This window comes from Streptomyces sp. NPDC041191 (assembly GCF_055591945.1).
Window position 1 is genome coordinate 407,007 of the sequence record NZ_JBVIZC010000001.1, and the last position, 26,584, is coordinate 433,590.

Consider the following 26,584-nt stretch of genomic DNA (forward strand, 5'->3'; position numbering starts at 1 on the left):
CGGGACCGGCCGGCCCTACGGGAGGACCAGCCAGTCCAGGGCGAGCGCGGTGGCGAGGCCCCCCACCAGGAGCCAGGTCGCGAGCCGCGTACGGCCGTTGCGGGACAGCTCGATCACGATCCCGCAGAGGATCATGGCGAGCCCGTACACGCCGACGACCAGGACGGACGTGCGGCTCGCGAGGCGGACGACGAGGACCACGGCGAGGGCGACGAGGAGGACGGAGGCGGCGGCGACGCGCAGCCGCCTCGCCTGCCGGGGGGTGAGGCCGCCGACGGCGTCGTCCTCTTCGGCATCGTCCTCTTCCGCGTCGCCCTCTTCGAGTGCGTCCTCTTCGCGGAAGCCCTGGACGGCCTCTTCGCGGACACCCTTTTCGCGCACGCCCTCTCCACGGACGCCCTCTTCGCGGACGCCCGCCGGATCTTCCCCGGAAGCCGCTCCGGAGCCCTCCCCGGCGGCCCTCCCGGCCGGCTCCTCCGTGTCCTCGCCCTCCGCGTCCTCGTCCTCCGGCCTCCCGCCGGACGTCTCGCGCGGCGCGGGGACGCCGGGGGTCGCCGCGGCCCCGCCGGTCCCCGCGGAGTTCGCGGTCTTCGCCGTCTCCGCGGAGTTCGCGGGGTTCGCGGTCTTCGGGGTCCCGGAGACCTCCGGGGACTCGGCCAACGGGGTGTCCTGGTCGGGAGCGCTCATGGGGCAGGAGCGTAACGGACCCCGTTAGGCTGTTCGCATGACGACCGGGGTGCGCCGCAGGATGGGCGTCGAGGAGCGCAAGCAACAGCTGATCGGGGTGGCCCTCGAACTCTTCGGCCACCGCTCGCCCGACGAGGTGTCCATCGACGAGATCGCGGCGGCCGCGGGGATCTCGCGGCCGCTGGTCTACCACTACTTCCCCGGCAAGCAGAGCCTCTACGAGGCCGCGCTCCGGCGGGCCGCCGACGAGTTGGCGGCCCGGTTCGCGGAACCGCACCGGGGTCCGCTCGGGGCGCGGCTGCTGCGGGTGATGGGCCGCTTCTTCGACTTCGTGGAGGGCCACGGCCCGGGTTTCGCGGCCCTGATGCGCGGCGGCCCGGCGGCGGGCTCGTCCACGACGAACGCGATGATCGACGAGGTCCGGCAGGCCGCGTACGAGCAGATCCTCGCGCACCTCGGGGTCGAGGAGCCGTCCGCGCGCCTGGAGTTGGTGGTCCGGTCCTGGGTGTCGCTCGCCGAGACGACGGCGCTGCTCTGGCTGGACGGGCGGCGGGTGCCGCGCGCGGAGCTGGAGTTGCAGCTCGTGCACGACTTCGCCGCGCTGGCGGCGGTGAGCGCCGCGTACGACCCCGGGATGGCGGAGATCCTGGTCGGCATCCTCGCCGACGAGCCGGCCGACAGTCCCTTCGGGGAGCTGATGGCCCGCCTCGCCGCGTTCGTGCCCGCACCGGGCGCGGCTCCCGCCGCACCGGACCGGCGGGAGCCGCGCTGACGGCGGTGCGGGGGTCCTTCCGGCGGGCGGCCGGGCGGACCGCGGCCCGGCCGGGCCGCCTCGCGGACGGTCCGCGGCCGCGCGCGTACGACGGGGCCGCCGGCCGCCGTGCCGTCGGCGGGGAGCCGGGAAGGCTCGCCGCCGACGGCACGCGCCGCGGGGTCGCCCCGACGGAGCGGGCGCTCCCCCGGGAGCCGGTCATCCGGCCCTGAACACCGCCACCGTCCGCGCCGGGACCGTGAAGGTGCCCGAGCCCTTCTCGTAGGAGGCGGTCCGCACGACCGCGTCGGAGCCCTTCGCCTGGACCGGGTGCAGGGCGTAGCCCCTGCCCGCCAGGCCGGTGACCGTCTGCTTCCGCGTCTCCGGGCTCGCGTTGAAGACGACGACCAGGTCGCCGAGGCGCATGGTGATCACGCCCGGGGTCTCGCCGGGGCCGGAGAGCGGGAAGGACAGGGCCGCCCGCACCCGGTCGGCGGTGGCCAGGGAGAAGACCGGTTCGGTGGTGCGGATCTTCTGGAGGTCCCGGTACGCGGCCGAGGCCCCGTCGATCTGCGCGCAGCCGGGCGTGAGGGACGGGTTCGCCAGGAGCGGCTTCGCGAAGCCCCACTTGGACCTGTTGTCGGCGGCGGGCGGCAGGCCCCGGCCGAAGCCGTTGCCGTCACGGCAGTCCCAGTGGACGGCGTTGAACCAGTCGCCGCTGTCGTACGAGTTGCGGTCGAGGGACTTGGAGCGCAGCAGGTCCGAGCCGGCCTGGGAGAGCGCCGGTCCCTGCGAGAGGGTGGCCGTCGCCATGGCGAGGACCTGCATCCTGGCCCGGTCGGCCGGGGACGTGTCCGCCGGGAGCTTGAAGGCGAGCGCGTCGTACAGGGTCTCGTTGTCGTGGGCGTCGGCGTAGGCCAGGGCGTCGCCGGGGGCGGCGGCGTATCCGGCGGGGGCGCCGTTGTAGTCGACCTCGGAGCCCTTGACCGTGCGCCCGGAGGTGTCGGTGAAGGTGTAGTCGGCGAGGTTGCCGGTCAGGCCGACCTTGATGAGGTCCTGGTAGTGCAGGAGCCGGGCCTTCTGCTCGGCCGGGGTTCCGTTGGCGGCCGAGGCGTTGGGGTCGGTGTAGAGGCCGGAGGCGAAGCCCTGGACGCCGGGGTCCTCGTCGAAGGGGCCGCCGCCGCGCACGGCGTCGCGGGCGCGGTCGGAGAAGGTCGCGATCCCCGTGCCGGCCATGTTCTTCTGGGTGGCCTGGACGAAGCGGGCGTCGTCGGCGACCTCGCCGAAGTTCCAGCCCTCGCCGTAGAGGACGATCGCCCTGCCGTCGACGCCGTCCTTCGCGACGGTCAGGGCGTCGAGGGCCTTGCGGACGGCGAGGACGTTCTCCTTCGGGTGGTGGCCCATGAGGTCGAAGCGGAAGCCGTCGACCTTGTACTCCCTGGCCCAGGTGACCACCGAGTCGACGACGAGCCTGCCCATCATGGCGTTCTCGGGCGCGGTGTTGGCGCAGCAGGTGGAGGTGGCGACGGAGCCGTCGGCCTGGAGGCGCTGGTAGTAGCCGGGGACGATCCGGTCGAGGACGGACTTGTCGGACTGTCCGGCGGCGACGGTGTGGTTGTAGACGACGTCCATGACGGTGCGCAGTCCGTCGCCGTTGAGGGCCTGGACCATCCGCCGGAACTCGACCGTGCGGCGGGTGCCTTCGGGGTCGGTGGCGTAGGAGCCCTCGGGAACGGTGTGGTGCAGGGGGTCGTAGCCCCAGTTGTAGGCGTCCTTCGCCGCGGCGGCGGTGACGCACGCCTGCTGCTCCTCGGAGTCGGGGGCGTAGACCTTGAGGTCGCAGGCCGGTTCGGTCCGCGCGGACTTCTTCTCGGGGATGGTGCCGATGTCGAAGGCCGGGAGGAGGTGGACGTGGGAGGTGCCGGAGGCGGCGAGGTCGCGCAGGTGCTTCGAGCCCTTGCTGTCCTTGTCGGTGAAGGCGAGGTAGGTGCCCCGGTGGGCGGGCTTCGCCGTGGGGTCGGCGACCGAGAAGTCTCGGACGTGGAGCTCCTGGATCCGGGCGTCCCGCAGCGGCACGGCGGCGGGCTTCCGCAGGGTCTTCCAGCCGGCGGGGGCGAGCTTCGGGTCGGTGAGGTCGACGGCGAGGCTGTGGGTGGAGTCGGTGGTGAGGGCGGTGGAGTAGGGGTCGGTGACCCGGTTCTCCACGACCTTGCGGACGGTGGGGGCCCAGACCTTCACGACGTACCGGTACGGCTTCCCGGTCCAGGACTTCGGGCCGGTGACGGACCAGACGCCGGAGGCGTCGTCGCGGCGCATGGGCACGGTCCGGCCGTCGAGTTCGAGGGCGGCGGACTGGGCGGTGGGGGCCCACACGGAGAGGGTGACCCGGCCGTCGCGGAAGACGGGGCCGAGGGGGGCGCGGGTGGCCTTCGCCGCGTACAGGTCGTCGAGGACGCCCGCGGTCTGGACGCCGGTGGCGGCGAGCAGGGCGCCGTTGGCGGCGCGCTGGGTGGCGAGGAGCTGGCCGCGCAGGGAGTCGCGGACGCGGTCGGCGTCGCGCGGGTCGACGGTGAAGGCCGGGTAGTCGCGGAGGTGGGGGTGCTTCGCCTTCTGGGCGTCGGTCATCGAAGAGGGCGTGAGGCGGAGCCACCGGCCCTCGTCGCTCAGGGCGCCGTCGGTGACGGTGATCCCGCCGTCCTTCGCGTACACGAGCTGCTGGCTGGTGGCGTCGGTGGTCTTCACCTTCCAGACGACGGTGTTCCGGTCGATCCACTGGGCCTCGGCCCTGCCGAGGTCGAGGTCCGGGGCGCCGCCGGCGGTCGGGAGGAGGTACTTCGGCTGTCCGGAGAGCAGCCAGACCTCGTGGCCGTGGGTGGCGAGGTCGAGGGACTGGTCGGTGGGCAGGTCCTTCTCGTCGCCCTTGTGGAGGATGTACGAGAGGGTGGTGGCGCCCTCGGCGAGGGGGACCTCGTAGACCGCGCCGTACGCGTCGGTGCGGACGGGCATGAGGGGCTTGGACCAGTCGGTGGGCCGGGCGGCGCCGGTCCAGGTGTGGAGGCCCCAGCCGTCGTGGTTCCCGTCGGCCCGCTGGTAGTGGAGGACGGCCTTGGTCCTGTCGGGGGTGGCGGGGGCCGGGTCGGTGTCGGACTGGCCCCCGGCACCCTGCGTGATCCAGACCTCGCCGGTGCGGCCGAGGTCGATGCTGCGCTGCGGCCCGTCGGCGGCGCCGTCCTTCTCGACGGTGTACGGGACGGTGGAGGCGCCCTCGGGGACCTCGACCCAGGCGAAGGCGCCGAAGGCGTCGCGACCGGTGAAGGCGGTCTGCTGATCGGCGGCCTTCAGCTTCCAGCCGTCGTAGTTCCCGTCCTCGCGCCGGTAGTGCACGACGGCGTAGGGGCGCTCGACGGCGACCGGCTTCCCGGGGGCGGGAGGCGCGCCGGCGGTGGTGGCGGCGGTGGCGCTCGCGGTGCGGCCCGCGCCGTCCACGACGACGGCCTTGTAGCGCAGGGCGGTGCCGGCGGGGGCGGCCACGTGCTGGGTGACCTTGTAGGGGGCGTGGTCGGCGGTGCCGAGGGTCTGCCAGCGTCCGTTGCCGACCTGGGCGGCGAAGACGACCCGGGCGAGTCCGTCGCCGGTCACGTCGGCGGAGAGTTCGACGGTGCCGGTGGCTCCGGCGGCCGGGGGCTTCAGCGAGACGCCGGGCCGTACGGCGGGGACCGGGAGGGCCCGGTCGGCCCTGAGGACCAGGGAGGAGAGGGCCGGGACGGTGACGGTGACCTTCCCCCCGGTGGCGGTGGCGGTGCCCCGGCCTCCGTACAGCGCCCGGAAGCTCTCCGAGTCGACGGGGATCGTGACGGTCCGGTCGGTGGGGGCGCCGTTGGCGGCGACGAGGTACTCGGTGCGGTCCTTCGCGTCCGTGCGGGAGAAGGCGTAGACGGAGCCCTCGGCGTACCGCTCCCGCTGGACGCCGTCGCGCAGGGCCGGGTGTTCGCGGGTGAGCTTCGACAGGGCGGCGACGGAGCGGTAGAGGGGGTGGCCGGTGTCGTAGGCGTCGGTGGCGTGGGTGCGGTCGGTGCCGATCTGGTCGTCGTCGAGGTAGTCGGCGGCCCCGGAGGCGAAGAGGGGCTGGCGGGCGTCCTTGTCGCCGCCCGCGCCGGTGAAGCCCTGCTCGTCGCCGGCGTAGACGACGGGGTTGCCCCGGGAGAGGAACATCAGCTCGTTGGCGAGCCGGGCGCGCGCGAGGAGTTCGGCGTCGGAGGCGTCCGGGTTGTCCTGCTTCAGGAAGGTGCCGAAACGGCCCATGTCGTGGTTGCCGAGGAAGGTGACCTGCTCGTAGGCGTTGGCCTTGTCGGTGGTGTAGCGGTGGTCCTCGGCGAAGACCTCGGCGAGCCGGCCGGCCCCGGCGCCCCGGGAGGCGAAGGCGCGGGCGGCGTCCTGGAAGGGGAAGTCGAGGGTGGCGTCGAGACGGCCCCGGGTGACGTAGGGGGCGGTGACGGCGGGGTCGGAGGAGTAGACCTCGCCGAACAGGAAGAAGTCCTCGCGGCCCCGCTTCTTCGCGTAGGCGTCGAGGGCGGTGGCCCACTGGGTCCAGAAGTCCAGGTTCACGTGCTTGACGGTGTCGACGCGGAAGCCGTCGATGTCGAAGTCGTGGACCCACTTCTCGTAGATCCTCTTCATGCCCTCGACGACCTCGGGCCGTTCGGTCCACAGGTCGTCCAGACCGACGAAGTCGCCGTACTCTGCGGACTCGCCGGCCCATGTGGAGTCGCCCCGGTTGTGGTACATCGTGGGGTCGTTGAGCCAGGCGGGCTTCTTGGCGTCCTTCTCCGCGACCGGGGTGTAGGGGAAGGAGTCCGCGTCCACCTCGCGGACGGCGTTCCGGTCGTCGAAGGGGCGGCCCTCCCTGTCCAGGTAGGGGTAGGCGCCCTTGGGGCGGTAGCCGTACTTCTTCTCCGCGTGGTCGACGGTGTCGGCGGTGTGGTTGGTGATGACGTCGAAGAAGACCTTCATGCCCTTGGCGTGGGCGGCGGCGATCAGCTTCCGCAGGTCGTCGTTGGTGCCGAAGTGGGGGTCGACCTGGGTGAAGTCGGTGATCCAGTAGCCGTGGTAGCCGGCGGAGGCGTCCTTGCCGACGCCCTGCACCGGCTTGTTCTTGAAGATCGGCGCCATCCAGATGGCGGTGGTGCCGAGGCCCTTGATGTAGTCGAGCCGCCGCGCGAGGCCCTTGAGGTCGCCGCCCTGGTAGAAGCCCTTGTCGGCGGGGTCGAAGCCGGTCCGCGTACGGCTGCCGGTCAGACCGCCCCGATCGTTGGAGGGATCGCCGTTGGCGAACCGGTCGGGCAGGACGAAGTAGAACTGCTCGCGGGTCAGGTCGTGGCGGGCGGGCTGGGCCGCGAGCACCCGGTCCGACGGCGGGGCGGGCGGTCTCGGCGCGGCGGTCGCGGGGACGGCGGGCACGAGGGCCGCGCACAGGGCGGCGGCCAGTGCGACCGCCGTTCTCTTGCGTATCACGGGGAAGCTCCCTGGAGGTACGGGAAGAGGAGGCCGCCCCGGGTGGGGCGGCCCTGCGGTGCGGGTGGGGATCAGCCGTGGAGCGTGGGGATCAGCCGCGGAAGGTGTCGTTCGCGACGGGCGGCCCGGGGCGGAGACGGGGCCGGGATCGGGGGCGGGAACGGTCGCGGTGCGGTCGGCACCGGGCTCCCGGGGACGTGTCCGGCGACGGGACGGGTGCCGGCCGTGGGCGCGGAGGCGGTGCGATCCGGGGCGGCCGGGGTGGTCTCCCCGCCGGGCAGTACGCCGGTGTCGGTCTCCCCGCCGGGTGGAGCGGCCTGCGCGGGGGCGTTTCCCGTGAGGGCCTCGGCGGCCTCCGTCACCGGGGCGGACGCGGCGGCCACGGATCTTCCGGCCATGCTTCCTCCTGTACGACCTCGGTGTCGCAAGAAGTTGCCGAAAAGTTCAGCAACTGCTTTCAGCCGTGACCGTACGAGCGCCCCGGCGCCCGGTCAACCCTCCGGACGCCCCCGCGCGAGTTTTTACGGAAGCGGCCGCGGCCGCTCGTCGCGGGCGGGCGGCTGCGCGGTCGAGCCGCGCACCACCAGCTCGGGCTGGAAGACGAACTCCGTGCGCTGCACCGGGTTTCCCTCGATCTCCTCCAGGAGCGCGCCCACGGCGGCCGTGGCCATCGCCTGGACGGGCTGGCGGACGGTGGAGAGCGGCGGACTGGTGAAGGCGATCAGGGGCGAGTCGTCGAAGCCGACGACGGAGACGTCCCGGGGCACGTCGAGGCCCCGGGCGCGGACCGCGCGGATCACGCCGAGCGCCATCAGGTCGGAGCCGCAGACGATGCCCGTGCAGCCCTCGCCCAGCAGGATGTCGGCGGCGGCGTGGCCGCCCTCGACGCCGAAGAGGGTGGGCCGGACGAACCGTTCGGCCTCCGCGCGTCCGGTGCCGAGGAGCTCGTACAGCTCGGCGGCGAAGCCCTCGGCCTTGCGGCGCGAGGGGACGTAGCGGGTGGGGCCGATGGCGAGGCCGATGCGCTCGTGCCCCAGCTCGACCAGGTGGCGCACGGCCATGCGGGCCGCCGCCCGGTCGTCCGGGGAGACGAAGTTGGCGTCGATGTGCTCGTTGTAGCCGTTGACGAGGACGAACGGCACTCCCCGGGCCGCGAGCCGGTCGTAGCGGGACGGGTCGGCGGTGGCGTCCGCGTGGAGGCCGGAGAGGAAGACGATGCCGGCGACCCCGCGCTCCACGAGCTGCTCGACCAGCTCGTCCTCGGTGGCGCCGCCGGGCATCTGGGTGCAGAGCACCGGGGTGTACCCGTGCCCGGCGAGGACCTGCTCGACGACCTGCGCGAACGCCGGGAAGATCGGGTTGGTCAGCTCGGGCACGACGAGGCCGACGAGGCCCGCGCTGCGCCGCCTGAGGCGGACGGGGCGCTCGTAGCCGAGCACGTCGAGCGCCGCGAGGACCTTGTGCCGGGTCGCGCCGGCCACCCCCGCCTTGCCGTTGAGGACGCGGCTGACGGTGGCCTCGCTGACTCCGGACTGGGCCGCGATGTCCGCGAGCCGCGGGACGCCGGGAACAACGCCCCGCGGCAGGGGGATCGTCACACCGCCCACCAGACGGTGGTGTCGGCGGGCAGCTCCACCACGCCGTCCCCGGGGGAGACCGGCGCGCTGGAGAGGAGGAACCGGCCGGGCAGCGGGACGGAGAGGGCCCGGCCGGTGGTATTGGCGGTGCAGACGAAGCCGTCGCGCCGGAAGGCGAGGACGCCCTCGGGGGCCTCCAGCCACTCGACGCCGGAGCCCGCGCCGAGTCCGGACCGGGCGCGGCGCACGGCGAGCGCGCTGCGGTACAGCTCCAGGGTGGAGTCGGGGTCGCCGGTCTGCGCCTCGACGCTCAGCTCGCCCCAGGTCGAGGGCTGCGGCAGCCAGGAGCCGCCCGCGCCGAAGCCGTACGAGGTGCCCCCGACGGTCCACGGGATCGGCACCCGGCAGCCGTCGCGGAAGCCGTCCTGGCCGCTGGCGCGCCAGAACGAGGGGTCCTGGCGGACCTCGTCGGGCAGGTCGGTGACGTCCGGCAGGCCGAGCTCCTCGCCCTGGTAGACGTAGGCCGAGCCGGGCAGGGCCAGCATCAGGAGGGTGGCGGCGCGGGCCCGGCGCAGGCCGAGTTCGCGGTCGCCGGCCTCGCGGAGCTGGGTGCCGAGGCCCGCCGGGTTGGCGAAGCGGGTGGCGTGCCGGGTGACGTCGTGGTTGGAGAGGACCCAGGTGGCGGGGGCGCCGACCGGGCGCATCGCGGCGAGCGAGGCGTCGATGACGGTCCGCAGCTCGGTCGCGTCCCAGTGGGTGCCCAGATACTGGAAGTTGAACGCCTGGTGCATCTCGTCGGGGCGCACGTAGTTCGCGGTGCGGTCGACGGTCGGGGTCCACGCCTCGGCGACGAGGATGCGCTCCCCGTCGTACTCGGAGAGGACCCGACGCCAGGAGCGGTAGATCTCGTGGACGCCGTCCTGGTCGAAGAAGGGCATGACGTCGTTGCCGAGCAGTTTGAGCTGGTCGTGGGCGCCGATGTCGGGCAGGCCGGCGGCCTTGACCAGGCCGTGGGCGACGTCGACGCGGAAGCCGTCGACGCCCATGTCGAGCCAGAAGCGCAGGATGGAGCGGAACTCGTCGCGTACGGCGGGGTGTTCCCAGTTGAAGTCGGGCTGCTCCGGGGCGAAGAGGTGCAGGTACCACTCGCCGGGGGTGCCGTCCGGGTTCTCGGTGCGGGTCCAGGCCGGGCCGCCGAAGATGGACTCCCAGTCGTTGGGGGGCAGTTCGCCGTCCGTGCCCTTGCCGGGGCGGAAGTGGTAGCGCTCGCGCAGCGGCGACCCGGGGCCCTCGTGGAGCGCGCGCCGGAACCACTCGTGCCGGTCGGAGGAGTGGTTGGGGACCAGGTCCACGATGATCCGCAGGCCCAGGTCGTGGGCCTCGCGGATCAGCGCGTCGGCGTCGAGCAGGGAGCCGAACATCGGGTCGATGGCCCGGTAGTCGGCGACGTCGTAACCGGCGTCGGCCTGCGGCGAGGCGTAGAACGGCGAGAGCCAGACGGCGTCGACGCCCAGGTCCCTGAGGTAGGGCAGCCGACTGCGCACGCCCTCCAGGTCGCCCATGCCGTCGCCGTTGCCGTCGGCGAAGCTGCGGGGGTAGACCTGATAGATCACGGCGTCTCTCCACCAGCCCGTGTGCGTGCCGGTGGTGGGGGCGGCGGCCGGGGCGGCAAGATGCTGGGTCATGTCTTCCCTGGGAGGTATGGAGGGGCGTACGGAGGCGGTGGTCGGGCTCAGCCCTTGACGGCGCCGGCGGACATGCCGGTGACCAGGTGCCGCTGGGCGAAGAGGAACACCAGGGCGGCGGGGATGGCGATGAGCACCGAGGCCGCGGACATCGGGCCCCACTGGGCGCCGTACTGGTTGACGAACTTCTGCAGTCCGCCCGCGAGGGTGAGGTTCTCGTCGCCCACCATGAAGGCGGAGGCGTAGGCGACCTCGCCCCAGGCGGTGATGAAGGAGTAGAAGGCGGTGACGGCGATGCCCGGCTTGGCGAGGGGCAGGATCAGCCGCCAGAAGGTGCCGAACGGGGTGAGGCCGTCGACGTAGCCGGACTCGTCGATCTCGCGCGGGATGGTGTCGAAGAAGCCCTTCATCATCCAGGCGCAGAACGGGACGGCGATGGTCAGGTAGGTGATGACCAGGCCGGCCGGCTGGTTGAGCAGGCCCATCGACGACATGATGTTGTAGATCGGCACGATCAGGACGGCGACCGGGAACATCTGGGTGACGAGCAGCGTCCACATCAGGCCGCGCTTGCCGGGGAAGCGGAAGCGGCTGACGGCGTAGCCGGTGGTGGCGGAGATGAAGACGCCGATCAGGGTGGTGAGGGCGGCGACGAGCAGCGAGTTGCCGAACCAGGTGAGGAACGGGGTGTCCTTCAGCAGGTTCGTGTAGTTCTCGAAGGTCGTCTCCTTCACGAAGTCCGTGGTGGTCGCGTACTTCGCCGGCTTCAGCGAGGTCAGCAGCACCCAGAGCACCGGGAAGACGGCGATCACGGAGGCGACGACCAGGGTGAGGTGCAGCCCGGCCGAGGCGAGCGGCGAACGGCGTCCGCGCACCGGGGCGTTCGGGATCTGGGGGGCGGGGGTCGTGGTGGTCACCAGACTTCTCCCTGCTTGCGGAGGACGCGCCGGTAGACCGCGGCGAAGACCATCAGGAGGATCAGGATCAGCACGCCCCACGTGGAGGACTGGGCGAAGTCGCGCGGGCTGATCTCGAAGGAGAACTTGTACGCCTGGGTGACGAGGATCTGGGTGGCCTCGCCGGGTCCGCCCCGGGTGAGCAGGAAGATCACCGGGAACATGTTGAAGGTCCAGATGGTGGAGAGCAGGATCACCGTGGTCGAGACCGGGCCGAGGCCCGGCATGGTGATGTTGCGGAAGCGCTGCCAGGCGTTGGCGCCGTCCATCTCGGCGGCCTCGTACAGCTCGCCGGGGATGGACTGGAGGCCGCCGAGGAGGGCGACCATCATGAACGGGACGCCGAGCCAGACGTTGACGGCGACGACCGCGAACTTCGCCACCGTCGGGTCGTTCAGCCAGGGCACGGCGGAGATGCCGCCGCCGGCCAGGATCTCGTTGAGCAGGCCGCGGCGCTCGTCGAAGAGGAACCGCCAGGCGAACACGGAGACGAAGCCGGGGACGGCCCAGGGCAGGACCAGCAGCATCCGGTAGACGGAGCGGCCGGCGATCCTGCGGTTGAGCACGTTGGCGAGGGTGAGGCCGAGGGCGAAGGTGATCGAGACGCAGGCCACCGTCCAGACGACGGTCCAGAGGAGCGTGCCGAGGAACTGGGTCCCGGTGAGCGCCTCGGTGTAGTTGTCCAGCCCGACGAACTCGTACGTGGCCGGGATCTGGTTGACGCCGATGGACCGGGCGACGTTCCGCTCGTTCGCGTCGGTGAACGACAGGTAGATGCCACGGACCAGCGGGTAGCCGATGATCACGCCGATCACGACGACCACCGGGGCGACCATCGCCCAGGCGTACCAGTGGGTGGCGAGGGAGCGCTTCCGCACGCTCCGGCGCTTGCCAGTTCCGCGGCTCCGGCCGCGGGCGACGGTGTCGCCCGCGGCCTTCGCCACCGACTGGCCGGTGGTGTCCACAGCCATCAGCCGGTCTGCCTTCCTTCTTACTTCCAGTCCTTGAGGAGCTTGCGGTAGCGGTCGCCGACCGCCTTCGCTCCCGCCTCCGGGGTGGTCTGGCCGGTGAGCACCTTGGTGTACTCGACCTTGAGCGGCTCGAAGAGGCTGCCGCCCTCGGGGATCCAGGGGCGCTCGACGGCCTTGTCGACGACCGGCTTGAAGAAGGCGATCATCTCGTTGGTCGCGATGTCCGGCTTGATGTAGACGGACGAGCGGGTCGGGAGGAGGCTCAGCTCCTTCGTCACCTTCGCCTGGGACTCGACCGAGGTCATGTACTCGACGAACGCGTAGGAGGCGTCGAGGTTCTTGGAGCCCGCGTAGACGGCGAGGTTGTGGCCGCCCTGCGGGGCGCCCTGGCCGGCCGAGCCGGCCGGGACCGGGGCGATGCCCAGGTTGGCCTTGTCGGCGAACTCCTTGCCGGTGAAGGTGTCGGCCACGGCCCACGGGCCGTTGATCATCATGGCGACCTTGCCGTCCTTGAAGGCGGCCTGCATGTTGTCCCAGCCGTTGGTCGCGTCGGTGATCGCGGCCTTCGAGTCGACCAGGTCCTTGACGGTCCTGAACGCCTTGACGCCGGACTCGTCGTCGACGGTGACCTTCTTCTGGTCGGCGTCGACCATGTCGCCGCCCTCGCCGTACAGGAAGGGGAGGAACCAGTACGGGTCGTCGCCGCGGAGGTAGAACCCGGTCTTGCCGGTCTTCTCCTTGATCCTGGCGGAGGCCGTCTTCAGCTCGTCGACGCTCTTGGGAACCGCGACGCCGGCGTCCTTGAAGATCTTCTTGTTGTAGAAGACGCCCAGGGAGTCGATGACCTGCGGGACGGCGTAGGTCTTGTCCTTGTACTTGACGGAGGCCGCCGCCTGCTTCAGGAAGTCGTCGGCGTCCTTGAGGGCCGGGGTGCCGTCCAGCGGGGCGAGGTAGCCGAGATCGGCGAACTCGGGGGTCCAGGCGACCTCGGAACGGATGACGTCGGGCGCGCCGGAGCCGGACTGCGCGGCGTTCTTGAACTTGTTCTGCGCCTCGCCGAACGGCACGTTCACGTACTTGACCGTGACCTTGGGGTGCTTCTTGGTGAAGTCCTCGGCGAGCTTCTTGAAGACCTTGTCCTCGGAGCCGACCGTGGAGGTGTCCCACCAGGTCACGGTGCCGGAGAGCTCGCCCGAGCTCTTCGAGCCGCCGTTCGAATCGTCGCCGCTCCCGCACGCCGCCAGGGTCACGCCCAGGGCCGCGACCAGCGCGGTGGCCGCTATGCCACGCCGCATGTGAACTCCTTCAACTGATCCCGGGGGGACGAGGGGCTGGAACCTTCCTCATGCGACCGCTCCCTCGCGGCGCTCCGGGTTGCCAGGAACGTAACAGGGATGAAAACGCGCCGAAAGACCTTGCGGGAATTTTCTGCAAGAGCCGGTGATCGTTACATCCGCGTGTCCCTGAGGTTGCCGGCGGGCCGCTCGGCAGGGGCGAACGCCCTTCCCTCCGCCCTCCCCGCCCCCGCAAGGCGCCCCGCAAGGGCTGCAAGTCCTTGCGGAAAGGGGGACGAGTCCCCGCCGCCGGGCCGGTGGGCAATACGCCCCGTGCCCGGTACAGTCCCCTTCCATGACCGCGCGGCTCTCCGACATCGCAGCCCAGGCGGGGGTCAGTGAAGCCACAGTCAGCCGCGTGCTCAACGGAAAGCCCGGCGTGGCCACCACCACCCGCGAATCCGTCCTCGCCGCGCTCGACGTGCTCGGTTACGAGCGGCCCGTGCGCCTGCGGCAGCGCAGCGCGGGGCTCGTCGGCCTCATCACCCCCGAACTCGACAACCCGATCTTCCCCGCCCTGGCGCAGGTCATCGGGCAGGCGCTGACCCGGCAGGGCTACACGCCGGTCCTCGCCACCCAGACCCCCGGCGGGTCCACCGAGGACGAGCTCACCGACATGCTGGTGGAGCGCGGCGTCGCCGGCATCATCTTCGTCTCCGGACTGCACGCGGACACGACGGCCGACATGACGCGCTACGACCGGCTGCGCGGCAAGGGCGTCCCCTACGTGCTCCTCAACGGCTTCTCCCCCAAGGTCCGGGCGCCCTTCGTCTCGCCCGACGACCGCGCCGCGATGCGGCTCGCCGTGACGCACCTGGCCTCGCTGGGGCACACCCGGATCGGGCTCGCGGTCGGACCGAAGCGGTTCGTGCCGGTGCTGCGCAAGATCGAGGGCTTCCGCAAGGGCATGGAGGAGCGGCTCGGCCTCGGCCCCGAGGAGGCCGAGGAGCTGATCCAGCACTCCCTGTACACCCTGGAGGGCGGCCAGGCCGCCGCCGGGGCGCTGCTCTCCCGGGGCTGCACGGCCCTCGTCTGCGCGAGCGACATGATGGCGCTCGGCGCGATCCGGGCGGCCCGGCAGCAGGGGCTCGACGTGCCCCGGGACGTCTCCGTCGTCGGCTTCGACGACTCCCCCCTCATAGCGTTCACCGATCCGCCGCTGACCACCATCCGGCAGCCCGTGCAGGCGATGGGCCAGGCAGCGGTCCGCGCGCTGCTCGAGGAGGTGGGCGGCACCCCGGCCCCGCACTCCGAGTTCGTCTTCATGCCCGAGCTGGTCGTCCGGGGCTCCACCGCCTCCGCGCCGTCCCCCCTCAGGACTCCGACCTCCGACTGACCGGGTGCGCCCGGGACCCGACCGAGGGATGATCGGTCGGGGGCGGCCATCTGGCAGACTCTCTCCCCATGGGTGAAACGACCGTGAAGAGTGTGGACCACCGGACGACCCCGTCGTCACCCATCGCGGCCGACGACCGGCTGTCGCGGCCGCGCGCCCGCCTCCCCCGGCGCCCCACGATCTGGTTCGAGATCCTGCTCATCGCGGTGAGCTACTGGACGTACTCGCTGGTCCGCAACGCGGTGCCGGAGCAGAAGGCCCAGGCCCTGCGGAACGCCGACTGGATCTGGCGGACCGAGGAGTCCCTGGGACTCGCCTTCGAGCACACCGTGAACCACGCCGTGAACTCGGTGACGTGGCTGATCGTGTCGATGAACTACTACTACGCGACGCTGCACTTCGTGGTCACCATCGGCGTGCTGGTGTGGCTGTACCGCCGGCAGCCGGGCCGTTACGCGGCGTTCCGCACGGTCCTGTTCGCCACCACCGGCGTGGCCCTGGTCGGCTACTACCTCTACCCGCTCGCGCCGCCCCGGCTCATGAACGGCCAGGACTTCGTCGACACGGTCCTCGTCCACCACACCTGGGGCTCGATGGCCTCGGGCAACCTCAAGCACGTGTCGAACCAGTACGCGGCGATGCCGTCGATGCACATCGGCTGGTCGCTCTGGTGCGGACTGACGATCTTCCTGCTCGCCAGGGCGCCCTGGGCGCGGATCCTGGGCCTGCTCTACCCGGCGGCGACGCTCGTCGTGATCGTCGCCACCGCCAACCACTTCTGGCTGGACGCGGTCGGCGGGATGATCTGCGTGTCCTTCGGATTCCTGGTCTCGTACTTCTGGTACGGCTCCCGGCCGCACCGGCTGCCGAAGCTGGTCGGCCCCGCGGAGCCCGCCGGGGTCGTCGCCCACGGCGGTCCGCCCCCGGAGGCGGGGACGGACCGGGGGGCGGACGCGGAGCGTCCGATCGGCTCCGGGAGGTAGGACGCCCCCGGTCCCGGCGGCGGCTCAGACCTGCCGGCGCGTGGTCGTCCCCTCCAGGGCCATGGGCCCCGTGAGCCCGTGCCGGGCCGAGGCGGCGCCGCGCGGGGTCCGGGGGGTGGCGAGGACCTGCCGGGCGTCGTAGGAGGCGACGGGCCGGTCGGAGCCGAGTGCGAGGTGCGCCCCGGCGTCCCCCCGGAAATTCCGGCCGGGGGCTCCGCCGGAAGCCGGGACCCCGCGCCTACGCCCCGTAGAACAGCTCCTCCACGACCGCGCGGGCCCGGCGGGTGATCCGGCGGTAGTCGTCCACCATCTCGCCGACGTGCCCCGACTCGTACCCCAGGTACCGCCCCACCGCCGCGAGTTCGCGCGGCTCCGTGGGGAAGGTGTCGCCGGGCCGGCCGCGCACCAGCATCACCGCGTTGCGGACGCGGGTGGCGAGCACCCACGCCTCGTCCAGGGTCTGCGCCTCCTCCGCCGGGACGAGCCCGGCCGCGTGGGCGGCGGCCAGCGCCTCGCGGGTGCGGGTCGTGCGCAGCCCCGGCTCGGACCGGCCGTGGCGCATCTGGAGGAGCTGGACCGTCCACTCGACGTCGCTCAGGCCGCCGCGCCCCAGCTTGGCGTGGAGCGTCGGGTCGGCGCCGCGCGGCAGCCGCTCGGACTCCATCCGGGCCTTGAGGCGGCGGATCTCGCGGACCGCGTCCTCGCCGAGCCCCCCGGCCGGGTACCGCAGCGGGTCGACGAGTTCGATGAACCTCTCGCCCAGGTCGCGGTCGCCCGCCATGTGTTCGGCGCGCAGCAGCGCCTGGCTCTCCCAGACCAGCGACCAGCGGCGGTAGTAGGCCCCGTACGACTTCAGGCTGCGGACCAGGGGGCCGCTCTTGCCCTCCGGCCTGAGGTCCGCGTCGATCAGCAGCGGCGGGTCGGCGGTGGGCAGCTGGAGGAGCCGCCGCATCTCCGTGACCACCTGCTGCGCGGCCCGGGCCGCCTCCTGCTCGTCCACTCCCTCGCGGGGCTCGTGCACGAACAGCACGTCGGCGTCGGAGCCGTACCCCGCCTCGTGGCCGCCGAAGCGGCCCATGCCGATGACCGCGAACCGGGTCGGCAGTTCGTCGCCCCAGCCGGCGCGCACGGCGGCCCGCAGGGCGCCCGCGATCGTGGCCGCGTTGAGGTCGGTGACGGCCTCCCCCACCCGGTCCACGAGGGCGCCCGGGTCGGACTCGCGGGGGTTGTCCTCGGTGCCGTACGAGCCGATGAGGTCGGCCGCGGCGGTGCGGAACAGCTCCCGGCGGCGCACCCCGCGCGCCGCGGCGACCGCCTGTTCGGCGTCGTCCGCGCGTCCGACCGCCGCCAGGACCTCCTGCTCCAGGTGGTCCCGGTCGCGCGGCTTCAGGCCCTCCGGGTCGCCGAGGATCGCGACCGCCTCGGGGGCGCGGAGCAGCAGGTCGGGGGCGAACCGGCCGGCGGAGAGCACCCGGGCCAGGTTCTCGGCGGCGGCGCCCTCGTCCCGGAGCAGCCGCAGGTACCAGGGGGTCTTGCCGAGGGCGTCGGAGACCTTGCGGAAGCCGAACAGTCCGGCATCCGGGTCGGCCGAGTCCGCGAACCAGCCGAGCAGCACGGGCAGCAGGGTCCGCTGGATCGCGGCCTTCCGGCTCACCCCGGAGGAGAGCGCCTCCAGGTGGCGCAGGGCGGCGCCGGGGTCCGCGTACCCCAGGGCTTCGAGCCGCTGCACGGCCGCCGCGGGGCTGAGCCGGATCTCGCCGGGGGCGAGCTGGGCCACCGCGTCGAGCAGCGGGCGGTAGAAGATCTTCTCGTGCAGCCGCCGGACGACGGCCGCGTGCCGCTTCCACTCCTTGTTGAGCGCGGCGACCGGGTCGGTGCGCAGGCCGAGCGAGCGGCCGAGGCGGCGCAGGTCGGTCTCGCCCTCGGGGACGAGGTGGGTGCGGCGCAGCCGGTAGAGCTGGATGCGGTGCTCCATGGTCCGCAGGAAGCGGTACGCCTCGTCCAGCTGGGCCGCGTCGGCCCGGCCCACGTAGCCGCCGGCGGCGAGGGCGGCGAGCGCGTCGAGGGTGGTGCCGCTGTGCAGGGTGGCGTCGCTGCGGCCGTGGACGAGCTGGAGGAGCTGGACGGCGAACTCGACGTCCCGCAGTCCGCCGGGGCCGAGCTTCAGCTCGCGGTCGATCTGGGCGGCCGGGATGTTGTCCACGACCCGGCGGCGCATCCGCTGCACGTCGGGGACGAAGTTCTCGCGTTCGGCGGCCTGCCAGACGAGCGGCGAGACGGCCTCGATGTACCGCGCGCCCAGCTCCGGGTCGCCGGCGACCGCGCGCGCCTTCAGGAGGGCCTGGAACTCCCAGGTCTTCGCCCAGCGCTGGTAGTAGGCGAGATGCGAGGAGAGGGTGCGGACGAGGGGGCCGTTGCGGCCCTCCGGGCGCAGGTTGGCGTCGACGGGCCAGATGACCCCCTCGACGGTGGTCTCCGAGCAGATCCGCATCAGGTGGGAGGCGAGCCGGGTCGCGGCCCGGAGGGCCTCCCCCTCGTCGGCCCCGTCGGCCGGTTCCGCGACGAAGATCACGTCCACGTCGGAGACGTAGTTCAGCTCGTGGCCGCCGCACTTGCCCATCGCGATCACCGCGAGCCGGCACCGGGCGGCGTCCTCGGGCGCGTCGGCCTCCGCGAGGGCGAGCGCGGCGCGCAGGGTCGCCGTCGCCAGGTCGGCCAGTTCGGCGGCGGTCTGGGCGACGTCGGTGGTGCCGCACACGTCGCGGGCGGCGATGGCGAGCAGACAGCGGCGGTAGGCGACCCGCAGCGCGACCGGGTCGGCGGCGCCGGCGAGCCTCCGCTCGAACTCCTCGACCCCCGGGTGCAGATCGGCCGCCTCGTAGGTGACGAGGGTCTCCCAGTCTCGGGGGTGGCGGGCCAGGTGGTCGGCGAGCGCCTCCGAGGCGCCGAGCACGCCGAGGAGCCGGTCCCGGAAGGGCTTGGCGGAGAGCAGCGTGGCGGTGAAGGCGTGCCGCTCCGCCTCGGGCTGCGCCTCGACGAGCCGGACCAGGCCGCGCAGGGCCAGATCGGGGTCGGCGGTGGCGCCGAGGGCGTCCAGGAGCACGGGGTCGCCGCGCAGTTCGGACAGCTCGGGCACGTCGAGCAGCCGCTCGGCCCCGGAGGGGTCGGTGAATCCGTGCCGCAGCAGACGTGTGAACGTACTGCTCCTGCGTCCGGGCACCGTCATTCCGCCGCTCCCTCCGAACAGGTCCGGGACAGGTCCAAGCCCAGGGACTGGCCCGGGGGACCGAGCCTATCCGGCGCGGGGCGCGGGGGCGTCCCGGCCTTCGGAACACAGTGGGACACAGGTGACATCCCGCACATTGGTGGCTTTTCGCGGTGAGTAAACCGTATTTCTTGAAAGTCCGTCTAGCTGTTCGCGAGACCCGCCCGTCCGTCCGTTCGACCGGCACACCCCGCCGGGGCTCGTCCGTCCGTCCGACCTCTCGAAAGTGCGTTGCCGACCCATGCCCACCCGCCTTCGCCGTTTCCGCCGCTCCGCCCTCCGGTCCCGCCGCAGGGCCGCTGTGACCGTGGTCACCGCCGCCCTGCTGGGCGCCGCCGCCGCCGGAGCCCTCACCATGACGGGAACGCCCGACGGAGGAGAGGCGCACGCGGTCTCCGAACCGCGAGGGGCCCGCGCCGTCCCGGGGGCCGAGGTGCCCGCGAAGGGCCCGGCGTACCCCGCATCCCGGGGCGTGCTGCCGTCCGAGATACGGATGAGGCCCGCGCGGACCCCGGCGGCCCCGGTCTCGGTGCTTCAGGTCGTCGCGCACCCGGACGACGACCTGTACTTCATGAACCCGGACATATCCCACTCCCTCCGCTCCGGCAGCCCCCTGACCTCGGTGTACCTCACCAGCGGCGAGGCGGACGGCATCAACTCGCGCTCGCGCCGCGTCCGGCCGACGCCCGACAAGGCGGGCTACGCCGAGGCGCGGCAGAACGGCATCCGGGCCGCGTACGCCGAGATGGCGACCGGCAAGAGGACCAGCCCGTGGACCCGGGCCTCGATACCCACGGCCGGCGGCGCGTGGGCCGAGATGGACACCCTGCGGGCGAACCCCCGCGTCAAACTGGTATGGCTGCAGATACGCGAGGCCGGCTCCATCAGCGGCAACCGCCCGCACAGCCTCAACGGCCTCTGGAACGGCCGAATAACCGCGCTCGCCTCCCAGCGCTCCGTCGGCACCCCGGTCCCCGCCGACTTCACGTACACGAAGGAACAGGTCGTCGCGACGCTGACCGGGGTGCTGGAGCGCTTCCGGCCGACCTTCGTGCGCATGCAGGATCCCAGCCCCGGCAAGAACCCGAAGACGGGGAAGATCCAGGACCACCAGGACCACCTGTACGGGGCGCGGTTCACGCAGGAGGCGCTGGCCCGGTACGCGAAGAAGGCCGGGCACCCGCACGTGGGCGTGCAGAACTACCTCGGCTACCCGATCAGCGACATGCCGCACACCCTCGACGCCGAGGCCGCGGGCGCGAAGCTGAGGACCATGAAGACCTACGCGTGGATGGACGAGGTCAGGGACTGCGGGCCCCTCGCGGGCTGCGGTGACCTGAAGGTGGCCGCGCGGCCCGGCGGCCGGGGCTGGACCCAGAGCATCCGGTACGCCCGGAACACCTCCACCTCCTGGGTTCAGCGGGACCCGGCCGGCGGCCTCCGCGCCTTCTCCGTCCTGGACGGGCGGCTCGCGGTCTGGCACAAGCAGGCGGACGCCGTCGCGTGGCAGGGCCCGGAGCTGCTGCCCGGCGACGGCCTCGACAGCGGGGTCACCTCCGTGACCCTGCCGGACGGCCGCATCTCCGTCTACGGCACCCGGACGGTGCTCGTGAACTACCGCCGGGAAGTGGTGAGCACGACCCAGAAGACGCCGGGCGGCGCCTTCGGCCCGTGGCGCGCGCTCGGCACGCCCGAGCGGAACGACGCCGTCGGCACCTCGGACATCAGCGCGCCCGCCGTGACCGTGAGTGCCGACGGCAGGGCGTCCCTGTTCCTGCGGAACGGCCGCCGTCAGCTCGTCGTCCGCGAGCAGCGCGCCGACGGCGGCTGGGGGCCGTGGCGGGTCCTGGGCGGCGGGGACGTGTTCGGCGACCCGGTGGCGGCGACGGACGCGAGCGGACGCGGATACGTCTTCGCGAGCACCCCGAAGACCGTCCTGTCCTGGACGCAGCGGTTCCCCGGCGGACCGGTGACGGGTCCGGTGCGGACCGGTCTGCCCACGACGACGCTGGCCCTGAGCGCGACCCGGACGCCGGACGGCGACGGCGTCCGCCTCTGGTTCCGCAAGCCGTCCTCCGGCGAGCTGCGGAGCGCCGACTTCAGGGGGCCGAACCCGGCCGCCCCGTTCACCGAGCTCCCGGGCACCGGGGTCGCCGGCTTCGGCCCGGTGAGCGGCGGCGACGGCATCCTCGCGGTCCGCTCCCGCACCGGCTTCCTGGCGACCGCCTCGTACGGCAGGACGGGGGCGCGGCCGGCCTGGACGGTGGACCCGTTCCTCTTCTCGGGCGCGCCGGACGCGGGCGCGGACGGGGTCGCGGCGATCGGCCTGGACGGCCGGCTGCACTGGACGCCGGCGGGTCGCTGAGCGGGAGTCCGGAGGCACGGGGCGCGGGGCTCCGGGCCGTCGGGCACCAGAAGGGCGGGGCCCGGGTTCCGGGCCCCGCCCTCAGGCGTCGAGGAGGACGGGAAAAGCCTCCAGGTCGTTCTGCGTCATCACGGGAAGCCTGCGGAGTCCGTCGTCGGGCACCGCGAGCCGCAGCCGGGGGAAGCGCGCGAAGAGGGCGGGCAGGGCGATCCCGGCCTCGAGGCGGGAGAGGGCCGCGCCGGGGCAGATGTGCGGGCCGTGCCCGAACGCCATGTGCCGCACGGGCGCGGGCCGGGTGACGTCGAACGCGTCGGCGTCGGGGCCGTGCTGTCCGGTGTCGCGCCCGACCGCCCGGTAGGAGACGACCACGCCCTCCCCCTCGGGGACGACGTCGTCGCCCACCTCGACGTCCTCGGTGGCGAACCGCATCAGGAGGTGGGTGGTCGGGGTGTCCCACCGCAGGGTCTCCTCGATCACGGCCTCCCAGGAGACCGCTCCGTCCAGGACCTTCCTCAGCTGGCCGGGGTGGGCGAGGAGGGCCCGTACGGCGTTGAGGATGAGCCCGATCGTCGTCTCGTGCCCGGCGGCGACCATCGCCTTGAGGTTGCCGATCGCCTCCTCCTCGGTCAGCGGCTCGCCGCCCTCGTCGGCGAGGATCAGCGCGGAGGTCAGGTCGTCGGCGGGCCGCGCGGTCTTCTCGCGGACGAGACCGGCGTAGAAGACGTCGAGGTCGGCGAGGAGGGCGAGGCGTTCGTCCTGCGGGGTGAGCATGGAGAAGAACTTCTTGTACTGACGGGTCAGCATGGCGTTCTCGGCGGGGTCGACGCCCATCAGCATGCCGACGACCCGCATGGGCAGCGGCTGCGCGAACACGGCCTTGAGGTCGACGACGGCCCCGTCCTTCCCGCCCTCCTCCAGCGCGTCGAGGAGTTCGGCGGTGAACCTCTCGACGGCGGGGCGTATCGCTTCGAGGCGGCGGGGGGTGAGCGCCTGGGAGGTCTTGGCCCGCAGCCTGCGGTGCTCGTCGCCGTCGACGGTGAACATGGACCGCCCGGCGTCGATCATTCCGATGAGCGGCCACGCGTGCGTCACCTCGCCGCTCCGCCACCGGCTCCAGGCGCCGAGGTCCTTCACCAGCCGGGGGTCCGTCAGGAGCCGCCGGGCGTCGGCGTGCCGGGTGACGGCGAGGGCGGGCACGCCGAGCAGGTCGATCCGGGCCAGCGGTCCGGCGTCGCGCAGCCGCGCCGTCTCGCCGTCGAGGTCCCGGACCATCGGGTCGATGACGACGGTCCCGCCGGCCTGGGTGGCGGTGTGGGGGCACTTCACGAGGGGCTCCTGTCGTACGGGCGGGATGCGGGCGGGGCGGGCGGGGAACGGCGTGCGCGCCGCGCGGAGGAGCGGAGGACACGGCGGTCCGGTGCGGCCCCGGCGCGAGGAGGGCGCACCACGGATTCCGGACTCCCGGACTCCCGGACTCCCGGGCGGTGGCCGTACGCGCCGCGTTCGCGTGCTCAACGGTGGCTCACTATAGGGACGTTGCGTGTCGCGGGGACCTTCGTCCGCGACCGGTTCTCCGCGTCGTACGGCACGAAGGGGGACGTACCGGAAGGCGGGCCGGAAAGAACGGCGTTCCGGGGGGCCGTACCGGCGGGTCGGGGTGCGCGGAGCGGCTCTCCGGGCGACGGTGGGGTGGTCCTGCGGAATCCCCCGGCGGAGAAAGAGGAACCTCATGAACTGGACGCTGGAAGTCGTCCCCGTCCCGGTCACCGACGTGGACCGGTCGAAGGAGTTCTACGGCGAGAAGTGCGGCTTCACCGTCGACCTGGACAACGAGGTGGCCCCGGGCGTGCGGATCGTCCAGGTGACCCCGCCGGGCTCGCGCTGTTCGATCGCGCTGCTGAGCGGGATGCCGACGATGCCCGGCGCGAAGGAGACGGCCCCGGGCGGCCTGCACGGCCTCCAGGTCTGCGTCACGGACATCGAGGCGGCGCGGAAGGAGTTGGTGGACCGGGGCGTCGAGGTCTCGCCGGTGATGCACGTGGGCGCGACGGGCTGGGAGGAGGGGAAGGGCGACACCTGGAACTCGTTCATGACCTTCGAGGACCCGGACGGCAACGGCTGGGTGGTCCAGGAGGCCCCGTCGGAGCTGTCGGAACGCTGAACCGGACGGGTCCGGGCCCCGGGGGCCGCGCAGGCTCCGGGTCCCGGGGTCCGGACGACCGGGCGGGCCCCGGACCGCCGGCCAAACGGGCGGGACTCGGAGCCCCGGGCGGCCGGACAGACGCTCCGGAATCCCGGGCGACCGGGCGGGTCTCAGAACCCCAGATAGAAGTGCCGGAGTCCGTCGCCCTCCGCGACGCGCCGCATCCCGGCGGCCTCCATGACCCGGTGCGAGGCCGGGTTGTCCAGGTCGGCGTCGCCCTTCACCCCGGCGACGCCGGCCACCCGCGCGGTTTCGAGGAGCGCGCGCAGGGCCTCAGAGGCGTACCCGTTCCCCCGGACACCGGGCACGAGCCCGTACCCCACGGTGACGACCCCGACCTCGTCGGGCGGCCCGTGGAACCCGATCCCGCCGACGGCGGCACCCGTGTCCCGGAGCCGTATCTCGTACGGCCGGAACACCCCCGGGTCCCCGCGCCCGGCGACCCCCCGCAGGAGCCCGGTGCACGCGCGGACGTCACCGTCCTGGGGGTACCCCTCCGCCCAGAGGTCCCCGGCGAGGGGCGCCCGAGCGACGATCCGCTCGGCCTCGTCGGCGGTGAGCGGGTGCAGGAGGAGTCGCGCGGTGGCGACGGGAGAGATCTTCACCCCGGAAGTCTGATCGGCCGCCGGGACGCCGGGCAACGGCTTTTGCCGACCCGGTGACCGCACCGCGTACGCCGTGCCCGGCCCGGTCAGCGGGATCGGCGCGACCGGGGCCGGGGCGGCTCCGACGGCTCGACCCGCCCGAGCACCTCCGCGAACGGAACGCCGGTCCGGGCGGCGGCGACACGCCGGGCCCGCACCTGGGCCCGGGTCCGGGGCCGGAACTTCGGCTCCCGCCCGCACCCGCACGCCTCGAACCCCTCGTACCGGAGCCCGGCCCGGAGCACGACCGCGACGACCGACCACGCCTTCCGGTCACTGCGCCGGGGCGCCGCGAAGTCGTGCCCGGCGCACAGCATCGGTTTGGAGCAGCGGGGACACGTGTGCCCGGCACTGCGGGGGTGCCGCTTGAAACTGATTCGGCACGGCACGCAGGCGTAGTGCAGCTTGTAGTGGACGAAGGCGTAAGTGCACATGTCCGGACCGTACTTGCGATGCTCGACCGCCGACCACCGAACAACCGGCGCCTCTACGAAACGAACCGCTGCCCGTCATGAGCGCGCACATGGGGCCCCGCCCCGTCAAGGGCGTCGAGGAGCCGCACGGCGTACACCTCGGCCATCCGCTCCCGGACCTCGGCAGGAGCGAGCCACTCGACGGCGGTGGCCTCGTCGGAGGTCCGTTCGCCCCCGCCCACGGGCTGGCACCGGAACACCAGGGCGACGATCCCCCGGGCGAGGTTCTTGTAGACCCCGGTGAGCTGCCCGACCTCGACCTGAACCCCGGTCTCCTCCAGAACCTCCCGCACGACCCCTTCCTGCGGAGTCTCGCCGAGTTCGAGCACCCCACCCGGCAGCTCCCACGTACCGTTGTCGGCCCGACGAACGGCCAGCAACCGCCCGTCCTCCCGCACGACGGCCCCGGCCACGGAGACCGAGTGCAGGGGTGACGTCGACCGGGCTCCGGAAGCGCTGTTACTCATGCGCGGAAGCCTAGGAGGGCCCCCTTACCCGGTCTCCAGGACCACGGAGGGAAGCGGCTCCTCCAGGACCCGGGCACGGGGCAGGGAGAGCCCGAAGTGGCGTTCCAGGACGTGCAGTGAGGTGCGGTGGGCGTCCCGGGGAGGAAGGCTCTCGTCGGGCAGGCCGGCCTCCGCGAGCAACCGCTCGACGTGCGGGGCGACGCCGGGGTCCCCCTCCACGCCGCTGGAGCCCCACGAGCGGTCCAGGTGGAGGTTGAGGTCGCACATGACGCGCCCGTCGTGGAAGTACCGGAAGAACGGCGGTACCGGCTTGCCGTTCTCCTCCTCGAATTCCAGGTGGAAGACGTGGGCACCGCCGCGCGAGACGGGCTCCAGGCTCTCGAACTCGCCCTGCCAGAGCCCGTACATGACGGCGAAGACCCACGCGCCGTCCCGGCCGAGACGCAGCGCCGTCTCCTCGGAGTCGTACGCGTCCTCCAGCTCCTCGATCAGGTCCGCGCCGGTCAGCTCGCCCAGCGGACGCACGGTACGCCGGTCCCCGTACACCGCCTCCGCGAGCCGGGACGCAAGCCCTTCCTCGTCCAGGCCGCGCGCCAGAACCACGCCGTAGCCGCCGTACGCGACCGCCCGGGGAGCGGCGAGCCAGGTTATTCCGTCGGTCATGCCCACCATGGTGACGGACGACGGAACGGCCCGGCGCCGGCGGTGCGCAGCCGTCGGCTCCGGGCCGCGCCGACCGAGGGGGTCACAGCACCGGCAGATTCTTCCTCAGCTCGAACGCCGTCACCTCGGAGCGGTACTCCTCCCACGCCTGCTTCTTGTTGCGCAGGAAGTAACGAGCCATCTCTCCGGCTTCCCTAGATCGCTGATATGGCAGTTGGGGGAGCCTCACATGCGGTGGTCCTTGGTGGCCAGTGGTGCCTCTGGGCCGCCCTCGGAGGGCCCCGGGACGGCCCAGGGTAGGGAACCGGTAGCGGGATAGTACGCAGGCCATTGCTAACGAGGCCTGAGTGAAGTGGGCGGGACAGCCGAGTTCATGAGTACGAGGCAACCCCAGGTGCTCGTCTTCGGGCAGCCAGACCTCACACTCATAGATCCGTCACACATGACCGTTCAGCTAGGGAGGCCCAGTCGGGTTGCCGTGAAGCGATAGGTGATCACCTACCAGCGCACATGTGTTGACGTCATGCGCGTCGATGACTAGCCCCGACAGCTGGGGATGTTTCGGGCACGACCCGAACGGAATCGCCGTTAGAGGGAATTAGATGAAGATTCCCAAGGTTCGTCCGGTGGACGTAGCCGCAAGCAGGCTGAAAGCCTATACTTACTCGCGGAGTCTAAGCCGAGGAGCACGAGCGTGCCGAAGGAACAATTCG

The 26,584-nt window shown here is 72.7% G+C and carries 18 protein-coding genes and 1 pseudogene; 5 read left to right on the forward strand and 14 right to left on the reverse strand.

Going from position 1 to position 26,584, the window contains the following annotated elements:
- Nucleotides 1-15: 15 nt before the first annotated feature.
- Complete coding sequence (locus ACZ6AQ_RS01820) at nt 16-687, reverse strand: hypothetical protein (protein WP_468756718.1); 672 nt, start codon at nt 685-687, stop codon at nt 16-18.
- A 37-nt stretch (nt 688-724) separates the two neighbouring features.
- Between ACZ6AQ_RS01820 and ACZ6AQ_RS01825 the strand changes: the two genes are divergently transcribed.
- The gene (locus tag ACZ6AQ_RS01825; protein ID WP_468756719.1) at nt 725-1,459 is read left to right on the forward strand and encodes a TetR/AcrR family transcriptional regulator; all 735 of its coding nucleotides are present in this window, start codon (nt 725-727) and stop codon (nt 1,457-1,459) included.
- Between the two features lie 198 nt (nt 1,460-1,657).
- Here the strand turns inward: ACZ6AQ_RS01825 and pulA are convergent, their stop codons facing one another.
- The 6 genes from pulA to ACZ6AQ_RS01855 all read right to left on the reverse strand — a co-directional run bounded on the left by pulA (nt 1,658) and on the right by ACZ6AQ_RS01855 (nt 13,433).
- Nucleotides 1,658-6,949, reverse strand: a complete 5,292-nt coding sequence (pulA, locus tag ACZ6AQ_RS01830) for a pullulanase-type alpha-1,6-glucosidase (RefSeq protein ID WP_468756721.1) — start codon at nt 6,947-6,949, stop codon at nt 1,658-1,660.
- Between the two features lie 521 nt (nt 6,950-7,470).
- A complete protein-coding gene (locus tag ACZ6AQ_RS01835; protein ID WP_388696384.1) occupies nt 7,471-8,556 on the reverse strand; it encodes a LacI family DNA-binding transcriptional regulator in 1,086 nt (361 codons plus the stop codon).
- Nucleotides 8,544-10,211: a glycoside hydrolase family 13 protein gene (locus ACZ6AQ_RS01840; RefSeq protein ID WP_468756722.1), complete on the reverse strand. Its 1,668-nt coding sequence runs from the start codon at nt 10,209-10,211 to the stop codon at nt 8,544-8,546. The genes ACZ6AQ_RS01835 and ACZ6AQ_RS01840 overlap by 13 nt, the downstream gene beginning before the upstream one ends.
- A 47-nt stretch (nt 10,212-10,258) precedes the next feature.
- A complete protein-coding gene (locus tag ACZ6AQ_RS01845) occupies nt 10,259-11,131 on the reverse strand; it encodes a sugar ABC transporter permease (protein ID WP_468757059.1) in 873 nt (290 codons plus the stop codon).
- Complete coding sequence (locus ACZ6AQ_RS01850; RefSeq protein ID WP_468756723.1) at nt 11,125-12,138, reverse strand: carbohydrate ABC transporter permease; 1,014 nt, start codon at nt 12,136-12,138, stop codon at nt 11,125-11,127. Before ACZ6AQ_RS01850 ends, ACZ6AQ_RS01845 begins: the two co-directional genes overlap by 7 nt.
- A 20-nt stretch (nt 12,139-12,158) precedes the next feature.
- Nucleotides 12,159-13,433: an extracellular solute-binding protein gene (locus ACZ6AQ_RS01855; protein ID WP_468756725.1), complete on the reverse strand. Its 1,275-nt coding sequence runs from the start codon at nt 13,431-13,433 to the stop codon at nt 12,159-12,161.
- 334 nt (nt 13,434-13,767) lie between these two features.
- Here ACZ6AQ_RS01855 and ACZ6AQ_RS01860 point away from each other — a divergent pair, with 334 nt between their 5' ends.
- Nucleotides 13,768-14,808 carry a LacI family DNA-binding transcriptional regulator gene (locus ACZ6AQ_RS01860; protein WP_468756726.1) on the forward strand — a complete coding sequence of 347 codons (1,041 nt, stop codon included), beginning with the start codon at nt 13,768-13,770 and terminating at the stop codon, nt 14,806-14,808.
- 68 nt (nt 14,809-14,876) lie between these two features.
- A complete protein-coding gene (locus ACZ6AQ_RS01865; protein WP_468756727.1) occupies nt 14,877-15,791 on the forward strand; it encodes a phosphatase PAP2 family protein in 915 nt (304 codons plus the stop codon).
- A 238-nt stretch (nt 15,792-16,029) separates the two neighbouring features.
- Here the strand turns inward: ACZ6AQ_RS01865 and ACZ6AQ_RS01870 are convergent, their stop codons facing one another.
- Complete coding sequence (locus ACZ6AQ_RS01870; RefSeq protein ID WP_468756729.1) at nt 16,030-19,017, reverse strand: bifunctional [glutamine synthetase] adenylyltransferase/[glutamine synthetase]-adenylyl-L-tyrosine phosphorylase; 2,988 nt, start codon at nt 19,015-19,017, stop codon at nt 16,030-16,032.
- A gap of 280 nt (nt 19,018-19,297) precedes the next feature.
- Between ACZ6AQ_RS01870 and ACZ6AQ_RS01875 the strand changes: the two genes are divergently transcribed.
- Nucleotides 19,298-21,421, forward strand: a complete 2,124-nt coding sequence (locus tag ACZ6AQ_RS01875; RefSeq protein WP_468756730.1) for a PIG-L family deacetylase — start codon at nt 19,298-19,300, stop codon at nt 21,419-21,421.
- An 81-nt stretch (nt 21,422-21,502) separates the two neighbouring features.
- On the opposite strand, the gene ACZ6AQ_RS01880 is transcribed toward ACZ6AQ_RS01875, so the two are convergent.
- Nucleotides 21,503-22,747 (reverse strand): cytochrome P450 family protein, encoded by a 1,245-nt coding sequence (locus ACZ6AQ_RS01880; protein WP_468756732.1) that lies wholly within the window; start codon nt 22,745-22,747, stop codon nt 21,503-21,505.
- A 403-nt stretch (nt 22,748-23,150) separates the two neighbouring features.
- Here ACZ6AQ_RS01880 and ACZ6AQ_RS01885 point away from each other — a divergent pair, with 403 nt between their 5' ends.
- Nucleotides 23,151-23,582, forward strand: a complete 432-nt coding sequence (locus ACZ6AQ_RS01885; RefSeq protein WP_468756734.1) for a VOC family protein — start codon at nt 23,151-23,153, stop codon at nt 23,580-23,582.
- Between the two features lie 152 nt (nt 23,583-23,734).
- Here ACZ6AQ_RS01885 and ACZ6AQ_RS01890 read toward each other — a convergent pair whose 3' ends face one another.
- The 5 genes and pseudogenes from ACZ6AQ_RS01890 to ACZ6AQ_RS01910 form a co-directional block, all read right to left on the reverse strand.
- Nucleotides 23,735-24,229, reverse strand: a complete 495-nt coding sequence (locus ACZ6AQ_RS01890) for a GNAT family N-acetyltransferase (protein ID WP_468756735.1) — start codon at nt 24,227-24,229, stop codon at nt 23,735-23,737.
- 86 nt (nt 24,230-24,315) lie between these two features.
- On the reverse strand, nt 24,316-24,702 hold the full coding sequence (locus ACZ6AQ_RS01895) for a hypothetical protein (protein ID WP_468756736.1): 387 nt from the start codon (nt 24,700-24,702) through the stop codon (nt 24,316-24,318).
- Between the two features lie 53 nt (nt 24,703-24,755).
- Nucleotides 24,756-25,208 carry an NUDIX hydrolase gene (locus ACZ6AQ_RS01900; protein WP_468756738.1) on the reverse strand — a complete coding sequence of 151 codons (453 nt, stop codon included), beginning with the start codon at nt 25,206-25,208 and terminating at the stop codon, nt 24,756-24,758.
- 24 nt (nt 25,209-25,232) lie between these two features.
- Complete coding sequence (locus ACZ6AQ_RS01905; protein ID WP_468756740.1) at nt 25,233-25,871, reverse strand: hypothetical protein; 639 nt, start codon at nt 25,869-25,871, stop codon at nt 25,233-25,235.
- A gap of 82 nt (nt 25,872-25,953) precedes the next feature.
- Nucleotides 25,954-26,043, reverse strand: a pseudogene (locus ACZ6AQ_RS01910) (glutamine synthetase); the annotation flags it as partial.
- Between the last annotated feature and the right edge of the window lie 541 nt (nt 26,044-26,584).

What these genes read in the sequence shown, in the direction of transcription:
- ACZ6AQ_RS01900 (WP_468756738.1), bottom strand. Translation starts at nt 25,208, where the DNA reads ATGAGTAACAGCGCTTCCGGAGCCCGGTCGACGTCACCCCTGCACTCG.
- ACZ6AQ_RS01850 (WP_468756723.1), bottom strand. Translation starts at nt 12,138, where the DNA reads ATGGCTGTGGACACCACCGGCCAGTCGGTGGCGAAGGCCGCGGGCGAC.
- ACZ6AQ_RS01895 (WP_468756736.1), bottom strand. Translation starts at nt 24,702, where the DNA reads ATGTGCACTTACGCCTTCGTCCACTACAAGCTGCACTACGCCTGCGTG.
- ACZ6AQ_RS01870 (WP_468756729.1), bottom strand. Translation starts at nt 19,017, where the DNA reads ATGACGGTGCCCGGACGCAGGAGCAGTACGTTCACACGTCTGCTGCGG.
- ACZ6AQ_RS01905 (WP_468756740.1), bottom strand. Translation starts at nt 25,871, where the DNA reads ATGACCGACGGAATAACCTGGCTCGCCGCTCCCCGGGCGGTCGCGTAC.
- ACZ6AQ_RS01825 (WP_468756719.1), top strand. Translation starts at nt 725, where the DNA reads ATGACGACCGGGGTGCGCCGCAGGATGGGCGTCGAGGAGCGCAAGCAA.
- ACZ6AQ_RS01820 (WP_468756718.1), bottom strand. Translation starts at nt 687, where the DNA reads ATGAGCGCTCCCGACCAGGACACCCCGTTGGCCGAGTCCCCGGAGGTC.
- ACZ6AQ_RS01865 (WP_468756727.1), top strand. Translation starts at nt 14,877, where the DNA reads ATGGGTGAAACGACCGTGAAGAGTGTGGACCACCGGACGACCCCGTCG.
- ACZ6AQ_RS01855 (WP_468756725.1), bottom strand. Translation starts at nt 13,433, where the DNA reads ATGCGGCGTGGCATAGCGGCCACCGCGCTGGTCGCGGCCCTGGGCGTG.
- ACZ6AQ_RS01860 (WP_468756726.1), top strand. Translation starts at nt 13,768, where the DNA reads ATGACCGCGCGGCTCTCCGACATCGCAGCCCAGGCGGGGGTCAGTGAA.
- ACZ6AQ_RS01840 (WP_468756722.1), bottom strand. Translation starts at nt 10,211, where the DNA reads ATGACCCAGCATCTTGCCGCCCCGGCCGCCGCCCCCACCACCGGCACG.
- ACZ6AQ_RS01875 (WP_468756730.1), top strand. Translation starts at nt 19,298, where the DNA reads ATGCCCACCCGCCTTCGCCGTTTCCGCCGCTCCGCCCTCCGGTCCCGC.
- ACZ6AQ_RS01885 (WP_468756734.1), top strand. Translation starts at nt 23,151, where the DNA reads ATGAACTGGACGCTGGAAGTCGTCCCCGTCCCGGTCACCGACGTGGAC.